At 70.1% G+C, this 13,193-nt stretch carries 12 protein-coding genes; 5 read left to right on the top strand and 7 right to left on the bottom strand.

Features of this window, described 5'->3' with window-relative positions; genetic code table 11:
- Nucleotides 1-10 precede the first annotated feature (10 nt).
- Nucleotides 11-145 (bottom strand): hypothetical protein, encoded by a 135-nt coding sequence (locus tag AB0L53_RS31075; RefSeq protein ID WP_263655675.1) that lies wholly within the window; start codon nt 143-145, stop codon nt 11-13.
- Between the two features lie 110 nt (nt 146-255).
- Nucleotides 256-1,845: a hypothetical protein gene (locus AB0L53_RS31070; RefSeq protein ID WP_364001229.1), complete on the bottom strand. Its 1,590-nt coding sequence runs from the start codon at nt 1,843-1,845 to the stop codon at nt 256-258.
- Between the two features lie 98 nt (nt 1,846-1,943).
- Between AB0L53_RS31070 and AB0L53_RS31065 the strand changes: the two genes are divergently transcribed.
- Nucleotides 1,944-3,785, top strand: coding sequence for a hypothetical protein (locus AB0L53_RS31065; protein ID WP_364001227.1), 1,842 nt, complete (start codon nt 1,944-1,946; stop codon nt 3,783-3,785).
- A gap of 121 nt (nt 3,786-3,906) precedes the next feature.
- Here AB0L53_RS31065 and AB0L53_RS31060 read toward each other — a convergent pair whose 3' ends face one another.
- Nucleotides 3,907-6,084 (bottom strand): acyl-CoA dehydrogenase, encoded by a 2,178-nt coding sequence (locus AB0L53_RS31060; protein WP_364001224.1) that lies wholly within the window; start codon nt 6,082-6,084, stop codon nt 3,907-3,909.
- Nucleotides 6,085-6,143: 59 nt separating this feature from the next.
- Nucleotides 6,144-7,151 carry a hypothetical protein gene (locus AB0L53_RS31055; RefSeq protein WP_364001221.1) on the bottom strand — a complete coding sequence of 336 codons (1,008 nt, stop codon included), beginning with the start codon at nt 7,149-7,151 and terminating at the stop codon, nt 6,144-6,146.
- A 79-nt stretch (nt 7,152-7,230) separates the two neighbouring features.
- On the opposite strand from AB0L53_RS31055, the gene AB0L53_RS31050 reads away from it, so the two are divergent.
- The 3 genes from AB0L53_RS31050 to AB0L53_RS31040 are packed head-to-tail and all read left to right on the top strand — an operon-like array spanning nt 7,231 to nt 10,748.
- The gene (locus AB0L53_RS31050; protein WP_364001218.1) at nt 7,231-8,658 is read left to right on the top strand and encodes an AMP-binding protein; all 1,428 of its coding nucleotides are present in this window, start codon (nt 7,231-7,233) and stop codon (nt 8,656-8,658) included.
- Nucleotides 8,659-8,676: 18 nt separating this feature from the next.
- Nucleotides 8,677-9,741, top strand: coding sequence for a trypsin-like peptidase domain-containing protein (locus tag AB0L53_RS31045; protein ID WP_364001215.1), 1,065 nt, complete (start codon nt 8,677-8,679; stop codon nt 9,739-9,741).
- Nucleotides 9,742-9,785: 44 nt separating this feature from the next.
- Nucleotides 9,786-10,748, top strand: coding sequence for a winged helix-turn-helix domain-containing protein (locus AB0L53_RS31040; RefSeq protein ID WP_364001212.1), 963 nt, complete (start codon nt 9,786-9,788; stop codon nt 10,746-10,748).
- 33 nt (nt 10,749-10,781) lie between these two features.
- Here AB0L53_RS31040 and AB0L53_RS31035 read toward each other — a convergent pair whose 3' ends face one another.
- On the bottom strand, nt 10,782-11,390 hold the full coding sequence (locus AB0L53_RS31035; protein WP_364001209.1) for a helix-turn-helix domain-containing protein: 609 nt from the start codon (nt 11,388-11,390) through the stop codon (nt 10,782-10,784).
- A 70-nt stretch (nt 11,391-11,460) separates the two neighbouring features.
- Between AB0L53_RS31035 and AB0L53_RS31030 the strand changes: the two genes are divergently transcribed.
- On the top strand, nt 11,461-11,967 hold the full coding sequence (locus AB0L53_RS31030; protein WP_364001206.1) for a DMT family transporter: 507 nt from the start codon (nt 11,461-11,463) through the stop codon (nt 11,965-11,967).
- A gap of 51 nt (nt 11,968-12,018) precedes the next feature.
- On the opposite strand, the gene AB0L53_RS31025 is transcribed toward AB0L53_RS31030, so the two are convergent.
- Together AB0L53_RS31025 and AB0L53_RS31020 are read right to left on the bottom strand one after the other, a co-directional pair.
- Nucleotides 12,019-12,555, bottom strand: coding sequence for an OmpA family protein (locus AB0L53_RS31025; protein WP_364001203.1), 537 nt, complete (start codon nt 12,553-12,555; stop codon nt 12,019-12,021).
- Complete coding sequence (locus AB0L53_RS31020; protein WP_364001200.1) at nt 12,539-13,138, bottom strand: hypothetical protein; 600 nt, start codon at nt 13,136-13,138, stop codon at nt 12,539-12,541. The genes AB0L53_RS31025 and AB0L53_RS31020 overlap by 17 nt, the downstream gene beginning before the upstream one ends.
- Nucleotides 13,139-13,193: the final 55 nt, after the last annotated feature.

The following is a 13,193-nucleotide window of genomic DNA, read 5'->3' as shown; positions in this document are numbered from 1 at the left end:
ACGGCTCGGACTACCGGTCGCCGTAGTTGTAGAGCGGGCGGTTGACGGGCGTCGCGGTGGCCCCGGTGAAGGACACGGTGGTGACCGTCGCGACGAGCGCGGCGACGGCGACACCGATGATCGCTGCTAAGAGGATCTTGATCACGGGGGGTTCCTCCTCGAGCGGCTAATGAGCGGGCGTCCCAAACTTAGAACCAATTCTTGCTACTCGGAAGTAGCTCTACGAAATCTTAATAAATACGCTGATCAGCGGACCTAGTGTTGTAAAAAACGTACAAACCGGCGGTCGGTTCGGTACAGTTTCAGCTCATCTGTGGCCACTAGCAGGCTCGCTCCGCTGAGCCAGCCCGCGAACCGTTGCCGCTCTTCCGGGGTTCCCGCGTCGACCACGATGTACCGGAAACCCGCTGCGGCCAGGTCTGGCGAGGGTCCTACTAGTACGCGTTCTAGCTCGCGTACCCTCTTGTCCTCGGCCTGGACGACCATGCTACCGACGCGTACCGAGTCGTTGGCGACCACCTCCCGGCCCGGCACGGCGAAGTAGCGTTGCGCCGGGTCGAGCACCGCCCGGTCCCCGTTCCACGGGAACCTCCGGTAGGACTCGAACGGCAGCACCAGCACGTCGCCCGGCTCCGGATCGCGCCGCATCACCTCACGGGCCTGGCTCCAGCTGTCCGGATAGCTCACGGCCCGCAGCGCCCCCGCCCCGCCCCAGGCCAGGGTCGGCAGCACGGCCATGGGCACGAGCACCATCAGGACCGCCCACCGTCCGGCCTTCCCCGCCTCTTTTGTCAGCGCCTCTTTTGTCAGCGCCTCTCGTTTCGGCGCCTCCCGTGTCAGGGCTTCTCTTGTCAGGGCGCCCAGCCCGACCGCGGCCAGCAGGGCCAGCGGCGCCACGAACTGCTGGGCGTCCCTGAACACCGCGAACCCGCCCCACACCTCCACCAACCACCTGAACACCGCGCGCCCCGGCTCGGTCACCCCCAGGCAGGCGATCCCGAGCCCGATGGCCGCCGCAGCGCCCAGCCCTCTCGGCCGGTCCCTCATCAGGACGAACCCCACGATCCCCGCCACGGCCAGCGCCAGCCGGGCCACCGACCCCACCGCGCTCTCGTACCCGGCCGGGACGGCATTGGCGTTCCAGATCCCGCCCAGTGACAGCAGGCTGCCCACCGCCCCGAACGGCCCGTCCGCCCTGGCCGCGAACGCGTCCACACCCACCGGATCCCCGCTCAGCCCGCCCGGCCGCAGCAGCGCGAGCAGCAGCCACGGCAGGCTGACGGCCAGCAGCACCGCGCCCACCCGGACCCGCCGCCCCGCGACGGGCAGCGCCGTGAGGGCCGTGACGGCCATGGCCGCGAACCCCCCGACTGCGGCGGGCAGCACGGCGAGCAGCAGTCCGCGCCGGGCGAGGACCGCGCGCACCACCCACGGCAGCCCCGCGTACCCCAGCAGCAAGGCCCACTGCCCCATCAGCAGCCGCTCGGCCACGTACGGGTTCCACACGTAGTACGCCCCGGCCACCAGCCGAGCCCCGAGGAGACCCGCGGGCACGAGCAGCGCGGCACCCGAGCAGCCCAGCACGAAGATCCCCAGCAGGATCGCCTTCTGCACCAGCTCGGCCGGGACGACGGTGGCCAGCGCGGTGACCACGGCGTCACTGGGCACCACCCGCGGCGCCCCACCGGCCAGCCCGAACGTGAAGCGCGAGAAAACCGGGTCCGGCACGAAGACCATGTCCTGCACCAGGACGAAACCCCAGCCCAGAGCGGGTCCGAGGGCGAGGCAGCCGAGGACGAGCCCGAGCACGGCCGACAGCGGTCCGGCTCGGGTCGTGTGCGGCATCCCGCTATGACATCACAACCGAACAACGGCCATTCCCCGCAAATCACCCAATGACTACGCTTCCCGCTGGAGGCTTGAGGGGGCCTGGAGGGGGCGGGGTGGCGACGAGCGAGACGACGGTGGGGGCCCGTCATTGGCTGCGCGGCGGGGACGCCGTGATGGCCACCGCCCTGGCGATGATCGCCGTACAGCTCGTCTGGAAGTCCGGCCTCGTCCGGCGTACGTACTTCCGCCAGGACGACTTCACCTTCATCGCCCGCGGCCTGGAGCACGACCTGACGTGGGACTACCTCATGCGGGTCGACTACGGTCACCTGGTCCCCGGCCCGTTCGCGATCCAGTGGGCGATGGGCCGCCTGGGCGTCTACAACGACGTCCTCGCGCACGTCGTGACGGTCACCCTGTTAGGCGCGGCGGGCCTGGCCCTGCTGCGGCTGCTGCGCCTGCTGTTCGGGGCGCGCCCGGCCATCCTGGTGCCGCTGGGGTTCTACCTGCTGACGCCGATGACGATCTCCTCGCTGTCGTGGTGGGCGGTGGTGATCGAGACGCTGCCGTTCCAGATCGCGCTGCCGATGGCGCTGTGCTCGCACGTCCTCTACACCAGGACGGGCCGCTTCAGACACGCGCTGGCCGCGGCGGGCTGGACGCTGTTCGCGATGGCGTTCTTCGTCAAGGCGCCGTTCATCCTGCTGCTGGCCGTCGCGCTGAGCGTGGGCTGGCTCGGCTGGAGCCGGCGGCAGTGGCCGGCCCTGCTGCTGTACGCGGGCCTGCTCGCCGGCTACGCGGCCGTCTTCTTCCGCCAGCTTCTCACCTCCGTGCAGCTCACCAACGACACGATCCAGCCCAGCCTTCCGGACGCGGGGCTGGCGGCGAAGTTCGCCTGGACGCTGCTGTCCAGCTCACTGGTGCCGACGTCGCTGGGCGGACCCTGGCAGTGGCGCCCGATCGGCGAGGACTACGCGACCGCGGGGACGCCGCCCGCGCTGGTCTGGATCGGGCTCGGCGTCGCGGTGGTCGTACTGGCGGTCTCGGTGCTCTTCCGGCGGCGGGCCTGGCTGGCGTGGCTGGTGCTGCTCGCCTACTTCGCGCTGGCCGACGTGGTGCCCGTCATGATCGGCCGGATCCAGCAACTCGGGCCGGACCTGAGCGGGGCCGAGCTGCGCTACGTGTCGTCCACGGCCACGGTCGTGGCGATCGCCATCGGCCTGGCGTTCATCCCGCTCGCCGGCGAGGAACGGCCCTGGCTGCGCGCCTGGCCGCGCCTCAGGTTCGCCTGGCTCCCGCTGGCCGCCGCGATCGCGCTCGGCTCGGTCTGGTCGGTCGCGGCCTACGCCCGGCTGCCGTTCGGCGCGGACGTCAAGAGCTACGTCGAGACCGGCAGGCTGGCGCTCAAGCGCGCCCCGGAGCACGCGGTCGTGCTGGACACGCACGTGCCCGCCAAGGTCGTCTACCCGATCTTCTTCTACGACTACGCGCTGGCCTCGAAGGTGCTCGGCCCGATCGCGCCGCACCCGGTGACCTGGACCAGACGGCTCAGCGGCCCCGTACGCAACCCACTGACCTTCGACCCGCAGGGCCGCCTGCGCCCGGTGAGCATCGACGGGCTGACGATCCCCCAGCCCGCCGGCTGCAAGCCGGTCGGCGCGCGCGAGGTCCGCTTCCGGCTGCCGGCGCGGCTGCCCGAGGGCGAGTGGACGGTCCAGGTCGGCTACCTCAACCCGGCCGCCACCCGGTTGTCGGTACGGCTCGGCGCCGGGCGGGACGAGGTGGCCGCGGAGAAGGGGTTCGGCTGGACGTTCGCCGCGGTCAAGGGCGGCGGGACCGAGCTCGTCATCCGTACGGCGAACGGCCCGGACGCCTGCCTCGGCGAGATCAAGATCGGCATCCCGAGACCGTGGGCCGACGGGACGCCGAGCCCGCTCCAGCCGGTCACCCCATAAGGCCCCCGCCGACCCGCTCCACGTCCGCCCGCTCCACACCCGCCCGTTTCAGGGCCCGGCTTCCGTGGCGAGCCGGTCCAGTGCCCGTGGAGGGCCGGGCCCCCGAGCCCGGCCCTCGCCGTCATTTACCCGGCTCAGGGTCCCTCGGCAGGCCGAGCATGCGCTCCCCGATGATGTTCAGCTGCACCTCGGTGGTGCCGCCGTAGATGGTCATCGCCCGGGTGGCGAGCACCGCCCGGTTCCAGTAACCGGCGTCGCCGAGCTTCATGTCGGCGGCCACCACGGCCGCGGACCCCAGCAGCTCCACCGCGGACTCCGAGACGTGCTGGGCGTGCGCGGTGGACAGCAGCTTGCGTACCGAGGCGTCCGCGCCGGGCTCGGCCCCAGCCAGCTGCTTGAGCGTCACCCGCATCGACAGCGCGTTGATCGAGTGCCCCTCGCAGATCACCTGCGCGACCTGGTACGCCTCGACCGGCGACAGCTCCCGCCCGAGCCGGCCTGCCAGCCCGAGCAGGTCCGGCACGGACGCGCCCGTACCGCCCGACCCGGACGAGAGCGAGACCCGCTCGTTGGACAGTGTGTTGCGGGCGACCTTCCAGCCCTGCCCGACCTCGCCCACGACCAGCTCGTCCGGCACGAACACATCGTCCAGGAACACCTCGTTGAACAGGTTCTCGCCGGTCATCTCGGTCAGCGGCCGGACCGTGACACCCGGCGCCTTCATGTCGACCAGGAAGTAGGTGATGCCCTCGTGCTTGGAGCCCTCGGAGGAGTTGCGGGCGATGCAGATGCCCCACTCGGCGACGTGCGCGACCGAGGTCCAGACCTTCTGGCCGTTGAGCTTCCAGCCGCCCTCGACCTTGTCCGCCTTCATCTGCAGCGAGGCCAGGTCGGATCCGGCGCCGGGCTCGGAGAAGAGCTGGCACCAGATCATCTCGCCGCCGAGCGTCTTGAGCAGGAAGCGTTCCTGCTGCTCGGGGGTGCCGTACGAGACGATCGACGGCACCACCCACGCGCCGATGATCATCGCGGGCAGTTTCACCCGCGCGGCCTTGAGCTCCTGGGCGATCAGCACCTGCTCCAGCGGCTTGGCGCCGCGACCCCACGGCTTGGGCAGGTGCGGCATGACCAGGCCGCGCGCGGCCAGCGCCCGCTTCTGCTCCGTGCCCTCCAGCTCCTTCAGCGACGCGATCTCCGCGCGGATCGACTCGCGCAGCTCTTCGGCGTCCTCGGGCAGGTCGAGCTCCATCTCGCGCGTGACGCCCTGCAGCGCGAGCGCGGTGACGGTGGCCGCCCACTCGGCCGACGAGCCGAGCAGCGCGCGGATCGTGAGCGCGCGGCGGTAGTAGAGGTGGACGTCGTGCTCGAAGGTGTAGCCGATGCCGCCGAAGGTCTGGATGGCGTCCTTGGCGCACTGCACGGCCGCGTCGGGCGCCATCACGGCGGCGATCGCGGCGGCGTAGTCCAGCTCCTTGCCGTCGGCGCGGGTGGCGTCCCAGACGGTGGCGCGCGCCTGCTCCAGTGCCACGAGCATGCGGGACAGCTTGTGCTTGATGCCCTGGAACTGGCCGATCGGGCGGCCGAACTGGACGCGGACCTTCGCGTAATCGGCGGCGGCCGTCACGCACCAGGAGGCCAGGCCCGCGGCCTCGGCGCCGAGCAGGATCGCGGCGAAGTTACGTACGTCGGAGCTCTGGACGCCGCCCAGGATGCCCAGGTCGGGCACCAGCACCTCCGACAGCTCCACCTTGGCCACCGGCCTGGTCAGGTCGAGAGACTTGATCTCCGTGACGGTGGCGGACGAGGCGTCGATGATGACCCATTCCTCGCCCTCGTCCGTGGCGACCGGTAGCACCAGCGCGTCGGCCAGCGAGGCGCCGAGCACGTTCTCGGCCGTGCCGGAGACGATCAGGCCGCCGTCCTCGGTGAGGGTTCCGGTCAGCGTGCCGGTCAGCGCGACCGCGGCGGTGAGCGAGCCGTCGGCGAACGACTCCAGGTGCTCGGGCCGCTTGGAGGCGTTGATCACCGCGCTGGCCAGCACCGTCGGCACGTACGGCCCCGGCGCCATCCGCTCGGCCAGCGCCTCGACGGCGACCGCGGCCTCCAGCAGCCCGTAGCCGGAGCCGCCGAACTCCTCGGGCAGGTGCAGGCCGAGCAGGCCCTGCTCGGCGAGCCCCGACCAGAACGCGGGACGCCCGTCCGTCCCGGATCGCAGCAGCTCGGCGGGGATGTTCCGCGCCGCCCAGCCGCTCACTGACTCGCGGAGCGCCTCGTGTTCCTCGCTCAACCCGATCGCCATCGAACATCCTCCAGCCAGGCCCGTTATATGCCAGAACCATATTCTAGAGCATGCTTCGCTTAGAGGGTCCGTATGTTCAGGGCGATCGTGTTCAGGTCACGGTAGTGCGACTTGCCGCTCTGGGGGATCGAGGCGAACAGCATCGCCGGCTTGGTCTTCCCCACGTCGTGGATCGAGATGATGGCCTGCGAGGTCTTCTGCTTGCCCGAGACCGTGTAGGTCACCTTGTAGCCGACCATCCAACCCTTGCCCACCGGCACCGTCTGCGATCCGGTCCAGGCGATCGTGGCGCCCGCCGGATACTGCGTGCGCAGCGTCCAATTGACCGCCCTGACGGCGAGGTCGCGGTAGTCGGCGTTCTTGGCCGGCTTGGGCTTCGGGGTGGCGCCGGGGAGCATCGCCGAGCCGATCACCGTGTGCGGGATGGCGACCTTGCCGACGCGCTGGGCGATGGCGAACGGCGCGAACGACTTGGCCGTCCACGGCAGACCCAGGCGCGGGTAGCTGATGCCGGTGGCCAGGTCGGAGATGGTGCCGATGGTGAGGGTCGCCGTGCCGGCCTGGTCGGGGTACGCGAGGCTCTTCGGCACCTCGGGGAGCACGATCCCGGCCGCCGACGGCTTGGGCGAGGCGGAGCCACCCGGCACGGGCGAGACCGGGGCCACCTGCCGTGGGGGCTGCTGCGTGTCCTTCGGCACGTCACCGGAGAAGATCACGAACACCAGCAGCACGGCCAGCACGGTCGCGATGATGGCGCCGAACAGGTAGATGACCTTGATCGGGATGTCACCGACCCGGGCGAGCAGCCCACCCTTGAGAGGTGGAGGCGGCGGCGGGATCGGCGGCAACGGCTGGACCGGCTGACCTTGGCCTGGCTGGACCTGACCCTGCTGGACCGGCTGGCCTGACTGGCCGGGCTGAGCCGACTGGATCGACGAATGGTCGGGGGGCTGTGGCCGCTCTAACGGCCGGGAGACCATGACCGTCTCATCGGCGGGAAGGACGATCTTCCTGAACGGGGTGGTGGGAGAGTCCGAGGTAGGTATCTGGTCGCCGACGTCCGCCATGGCTTTCAGGTTACGTTACGAATGAGCGGGATAATTCTGCTATTCGCCCGCCAGAATCTAGTTCTGTATGGTCGCGAGCATGAGGGGTTTCTACGAGATCGCCGCCGCCGACGCCGAGCGTCCCGCCCTGCTGGGCCCGGACGGCGCGACGTACGGGGAGTTGCTCGCCCGCGCCAACCAGGTCTCCCACGGCCTGACCGCGCGCGGAGTGGCGCCGGGCGACTCGGTGGTGACCGTGCTCAGGAACGGGCTGGACGCCCTGACCATGATGCTCGCGACGTACCAGATCGGCGCCTACCTCGTACCGGTCAACTGGCATTTCACCAACGAGGAGATCGCCTACATCGTGGCCGACTGCGGCGCGAAGGTCGTGGTCTCCCCCGCCGCGCTCAGTGTCGGCGAGCTGATGGCCGGTCAGCCGGACACCGCGCCGGAGCACCGGCGGGCCGGGTCGATGATGCTCTACACCTCCGGCACGACGGGGCGGCCCAAGGGCGTGCGCCGACGGCTGCTGCCCCTGACGCCCGAGGAGCTGTACCCGATCCTCATGCGTAAGAGCTGGCGGCATTTCGGGCTGCCGGTCGGTGGGGTGCATCTGGTGTGCTCGCAGCTGTACCACTCGGCGCCGTACGGTCAGGCGATGATGGCGCTGCACCTAGGGCACTCGATCGTGGCGCCGGAGCGATTCGACGCCGCCGAGACCCTGCGACTGGTGGAGCGGCATCGGGTGACGAACGCGTTCATGGTGCCCACGATGTTCCATCGGCTGCTGGCCGTACCGGATCGGGAGGAGTACGACCTCTCATCGCTGACGCACCTCTACCACGGCGCGGCGCCGTGCCCGCCCGCGACCAAGCAGGCCATGATCGACTGGCTCGGGCCGGTGCTGTGGGAGTACTACGGCTCCACCGAGGCGGCCGTGGCCACCATGGTGTCGTCGCGGGAGTGGCTGGCCAGGCCGGGCACGGTCGGCAGGGCGCTCGACGGCATGACGTTCACGATCGTGAGCGACGAGGGCGAGGAGGTGGCGCCCGGGGAGCCGGGCCTGGTCTACATCGGCGGCGTGAACCGCTTCGAGTACCACGGCGACCCCGGCAAGACGGCCGCCGCCATGCGCGGACCCGCCTACACCCCCGGCGACATCGGCTACCTGGATGAAGAGGGCTACCTGTTCCTGCTCGACCGCAGGACCGACCTGATCATCTCCGGCGGCGTCAACATCTATCCCGCCGAGATCGAGGCGGTGCTGCTCGAACACCCCTCCGTGACCGACGTCGCGGTGATCGGCGTGCCCGACCCCGAGTGGGGGCAGCGGGTCGTCGCGCTCGTCCAGCCCGCCGAGGGAGCCGACACCGGCGATCTCACCGCCGAGCTGATGCGGCACTGCGCGCCACGGCTGGCCAAACTCAAGCATCCGCGCGTCATCGAGTTCCGCGACGCGCTGCCGCGTACGCCCACCGGCAAGCTGAGCAGACGTAACGTCCGCGAGGCGTATCTTTCCAGCTGACCGGGGCAGTAGCTCTGCATGAGCAAGGCCGTCGTCGCGATCGTCGCCGCCACGCTGCTGGTCGCCTGCTCAGGACCATCGGCCATCCATGCGGCCCGCTCGACGACGCCCACGGCCTGGCCGTCTTCCCAGACGCCCGACGCCCAGGAGTCCGCGCCACCATTGGAAGCGTCCTACGAGCGCGTCATCAAGCAGGCGCTCCCGTCGATCGTGCAGATCACCACCGATGAGGTGCTCGGCTCGGGCATCGTGTACGACTCGGCGGGACACATCCTGACCAACGCGCACGTCGTGGGCGGCGCGAAGCAGATGACCGTGACACTGGCCACGGGCAGCAAGTCGCACAGCGCCCGGCTCGTCAAGAGCTTCGGCGGCGGCGACCTGGCGGTCATCAAGGTGGACGACCCGAAGGGGCTGACACCGGCCAGGTTCGGCGACTCGTCGAAGCTCCAGGTCGGCCAGGTGGTGCTCGCCATGGGCAACCCGCTGGGGCTGTCGGGCAGCGTCACCCAGGGGATCATCTCCGCGCTGGGCCGTACCGTGACCGAGCCGCAGGATCCCGACTCGCCCGGCGCCACGATCACCGGCGCCATCCAGACGTCGGCCGCGATCAACCCCGGCAACAGCGGCGGCGGCCTCATCGACCTGTCCGGGCAGGTCATCGGCATCCCGACACTCGCCGCGACGGACCAGGACCTAGGTGGCGGGGCCGCGCCCGGCATCGGGTTCGCGATCCCGAGCAACACCGCCAAGGACATAGCCGCTCAGATCATCCGCAACGGCAAGGTCACCAACAGCCACCGGGCCGCGCTCGGCATCAGGGGCACTACGGCCATAGAGGACGGCCAGGCCGCCGGGGTCGCCGTGGTCAAGGTCGACAAGGGCAGCGCGGCTGCCAAGGCCGGCATCAAGCCGGGGGACGTGATCATCTCCGTCAACGGCCGGGAGACGTTGACGATGGCCACGCTGGCCGAGGCGCTGAGCACGCTCCAGCCGGGGAAGCAGGCCAAGGTGGGGGTCGTCAGGCTCAATGGCTCGACCACGACGATCACGGTGACCTTGGGCGTCCTGCCGGGAGACTGACCCCGCATTAGGATGGCCGTTCTTTTCATCGGGAGGTGGGACGGATGGCTCATCTGGAGTGCACGCCCGAGGATCTGGCGAAGGTCAGGTTCGGTCTGTCGCCCATGAGCCAGGTCGTCGGCGCGCTCAACGTGCTGAGCGGCCAGAACGTGCCGCCCGGCCTGCCCATCTGGACGGCCCGCGTACGCGACCGCTACCAGCGGCTGCTGGCGGGCAGCCCCGTATTGCGCGCGCTGATCCGGCTGCACCGGGTGACCGACTACGCCCCCGACTTCTACTGCGTGCCGCCCGACGGCGTGGACACCACGTTCGAGCGGGAGGTGGCCGCCGTCCGGCGGATGCCCGCCGACCGGGTCGCCGCCGACTTCCGGCTCAGCCATCGGGAGCGGCCGGTCGATCCGGCGCTGAACGTTCCCGACGCCGCCGAGCGGGTCGCCGACGCTCTCGAAGCGCTCTGGACCGAGCTGCTCGCCCCTGACTGGCCCCGGCTGCGCGCCCTGCTGGAGCGCGACATCGTGCAGCGGGCCGGGCGGCTCGCGGTGTACGGCTGGATGGAGGTGTTCGGCCGCCTCGGCATCGACATGGAGCTGAAGGAGGAGCGCATCCTGCTCGGCAAGGTCCGCGGCGCCTCCCACCGACTCGGTGGGGTGGGGGTGGTGCTGATGCCGAACGCGTTCGGCGCCAGGTACGTCTACCTCGATCCACCGCGCGCGTACGGCCTGACCTACCCCGCGCACGGCGTCGCCGCACTCTGGGAGCGGGGCTCGCCCGCCGCCGACGGCCTGGTCGCGCTGCTCGGGCGGGGCCGGGCGGCGGTGCTGACGGCGCTCGACAGCCCGGCCAGCACCAGCCAACTGGTCGCCCAGCTGTCGATGACGCTCGGCGGGGTGGGCGGTCATCTGGCCGTACTGCGGCGGGCGGGGCTGGTCTCGCGTACGCGCAGCGGCCGGTCGGTGCTCTACAGCCGCACCCCGATGGGCGACGGGCTGGCCCAGCTCACCGCCTGAGCAGCCCTGCGTCAAGCCGCCGCCGGTTTCTCCTCATCGCTTCGCTGCGGCGTCCCCGGTGGCGGCGAGGAGAGTTCGCGCCTGTTCGCGGGCATGGCTGATGGGGTCCGGGAAGATGTTCAGGCCGTGTGCGACGAGCGCTCCTTCGTGAAGCAGCATGAGCGTCCGGCCCAGATGGGCGGCCCCGCCTGGGGCGATGTTTTCGGCGAGGTCGGTGAACAGGGAGAGCATCCACTCCTTTTGCCCGGTGATGATCGGGTACGCCGGGTGAGACGGATCGCTGATCTCGGCATGGGCGTTGACCATGCTGCACCCCTTGGAACTGTTCTCCGCCGACCACATACGTGAGGCGTCGAAAACGGCGAGGACGCGCGCCGACGCCGCCGGCTGTGCGGCGTCGAGGTGCTGGGCGAGGAAGGCCCGCCAGCGTTCATCGCGACCCGCGAGGTACTCCACGACGATCTGCTCCTTGGAGCCGAACCGGTCGTAGAGGGTCTTCTTTGTCACCCCGGCTTCGGCGGCGATCAGGTCCACACCGACGGCATGGATGCCGCGCTCGTAGAACAGCCTCGCAGCGGCTTCCAGGACGCGCAGTGCGGCTGGGGTCATCGTGATCCGTCGCGGCTTCTCCGCAGTGCCCATACCTCGGCAGTATACCGATCTGTATAGTAAGCCGGATGAGTATACCGATCTGTATATTGAAGGGTGAGTCGTGAACCTCCTGCTCTCGATCGCCTTCGTCCTCTGCTGGAGTTCCGGGTTCATTGGGGCCAAGCTCGGCGCGGGAAGTGCGTCCGCGGTCACGATCCTGATGTGGCGGTTCCTGCCGCTGACCGTCATCTTGATCGCCGTTGCCGCCACCGTCGCGAGAACGTCGTGGCGGGGCCTCGGGGCGCGGGACGTGGCTCGGCAGGCCGTGATCGGTGTGCTGTCGCAGAGCGGCTATCTGCTCACCGTCTACTACGCGATCCAACTCGGAGTCTCCAGTGGCACCACCGCTCTGATCGACGGCGTCCAACCCCTCGTCGCCGGGGCACTTGCCGGACCGTTGTTGCGTCATTACGTCTCGCGCAAACAGTGGCTCGGCCTGTGCCTGGGGGCGAGCGGCGTCGCCATCGTCTATCGCGGTGACACCCCATCCGCCAGGGTGTGTGCGCCGGATACGGACACGGTCGAGGCTTTGAGACCAGCCAAGCCCAGCCGCGCCTGGCGTAGGTGACCCAGCGAACCGCGGTGTCGCGGTGCATGTGATCGGCGCCGGCCCAATCGACTACTGCTTGACGTTGAAGACGAGCTCCACGCGGCGGTTCTTCGCCCGGTTCTGGGCGACAGGCTTGCCGTTGACGATGTTGGGCACCTTCGGGCGGCTCTCGCCGTACCCCTTCGCCTGGAGGTTCGCGTTGCCGCCGGTCAGCATGCCGCGCATGGCCTGCTGTACGGCCTGCGCCCGGCGCTGCGACAGTGTGACGTTGTAGGCGTCGGTGCCCTGGTCGTCGGTGTGCCCCTCGACCTTCACGACACCCCCTGCGCCCTCCGCGTCGATCTTGCGCGCCACCTCCTTGAGCCGCTGCTTCGCCGCCCCGGTCAGCACCCACTTGTCCACCGCGAACAGCACGTCGCTGGTGAGCGCGACCGTGACCTGCTCGCCCCGCTTGGTCTCGCTCTCGGTGCCGTCGAGCGACTCGACCTCGCCGATGATGTCCTCGACGGGAAGCACCAGATCCTCCACCGGGCCGGTGGCGTCGGCGGGCGGAGCGGGGGTCGGCGAAAGCAACAGAGCCAGCGCGACGCTAAGAGATCGGAACATCGGTGAACACGCCCATCATCGGCATCTCGACATTGATCTTCGTGACGTCCGGGGGTGGGGCGGCGAATACCGCGTAGAGCGTGGTGGCGTCGCCGCTGTTCAGGAACTGCCCCTGGGTGCCCGAGCAGACGCACTTCGCGTCCTGGCCCGTACCGTTGCGGGCGACGCGGTAGCGCTTGGCGTTGACCGGGTCGATCAGGGAGACAGCCGACACCGTGTAGTCGAGCGTGCCACTGCTCATGCCGTTGTGCAGGTTGACCTTGCCGTCAGTGGCGGTGACGGTCCAGTTGAGGCTGATCGTCCTGCCCTGCCGCTTGAGCCCGGTGATGTCGACGCGAGCCTTGCCGTACTGTCCGCCTGCCCCGACCTTGACCTCCCGGCTCGCGATCGCCTTGGCCTCCTGCGCGGGCGCGGTCGGCTGCGCTTCGGCCGGTGCGCTCCCCGTGGTGGCGGCCCGCTCAGGCTGCGCGGCCTGCGCGGTCTGCCCCGTCTGCTCCTCGCCGCCGCCGCCCTGCTGGCCAGGGAGCATCCCGCAGCCGGTCAACGCGACGGCCGCGACAGCCAGCGCGATCGTCTTCCGCATGTTCTGATCACCTTTGCCGGTAGGGGTGGAACTCGTGGCCCCGAAGGTAGCCGGG

Origin of the sequence: Nonomuraea sp. NPDC052129 (assembly GCF_040680095.1) — a bacterium.
GTDB lineage: Bacteria > Actinomycetota > Actinomycetes > Streptosporangiales > Streptosporangiaceae > Nonomuraea.
The sequence above is the reverse complement of the archived record's forward strand: the minus strand, read 5'-3'. Positions and strand labels throughout refer to the sequence as shown.

Excerpts from the sequence above, each read along its gene's own strand:
- AB0L53_RS31070 (WP_364001229.1), bottom strand. The coding sequence starts at position 1,845 with ATGCCGCACACGACCCGAGCCGGACCGCTGTCGGCCGTGCTCGGGCTC.
- AB0L53_RS31060 (WP_364001224.1), bottom strand. The coding sequence starts at position 6,084 with ATGGCGATCGGGTTGAGCGAGGAACACGAGGCGCTCCGCGAGTCAGTG.
- AB0L53_RS31055 (WP_364001221.1), bottom strand. The coding sequence starts at position 7,151 with ATGGCGGACGTCGGCGACCAGATACCTACCTCGGACTCTCCCACCACC.
- AB0L53_RS31050 (WP_364001218.1), top strand. The coding sequence starts at position 7,231 with ATGAGGGGTTTCTACGAGATCGCCGCCGCCGACGCCGAGCGTCCCGCC.
- AB0L53_RS31045 (WP_364001215.1), top strand. The coding sequence starts at position 8,677 with ATGAGCAAGGCCGTCGTCGCGATCGTCGCCGCCACGCTGCTGGTCGCC.
- AB0L53_RS31040 (WP_364001212.1), top strand. The coding sequence starts at position 9,786 with ATGGCTCATCTGGAGTGCACGCCCGAGGATCTGGCGAAGGTCAGGTTC.
- AB0L53_RS31035 (WP_364001209.1), bottom strand. The coding sequence starts at position 11,390 with ATGGGCACTGCGGAGAAGCCGCGACGGATCACGATGACCCCAGCCGCA.
- AB0L53_RS31025 (WP_364001203.1), bottom strand. The coding sequence starts at position 12,555 with ATGTTCCGATCTCTTAGCGTCGCGCTGGCTCTGTTGCTTTCGCCGACC.
- AB0L53_RS31020 (WP_364001200.1), bottom strand. The coding sequence starts at position 13,138 with ATGCGGAAGACGATCGCGCTGGCTGTCGCGGCCGTCGCGTTGACCGGC.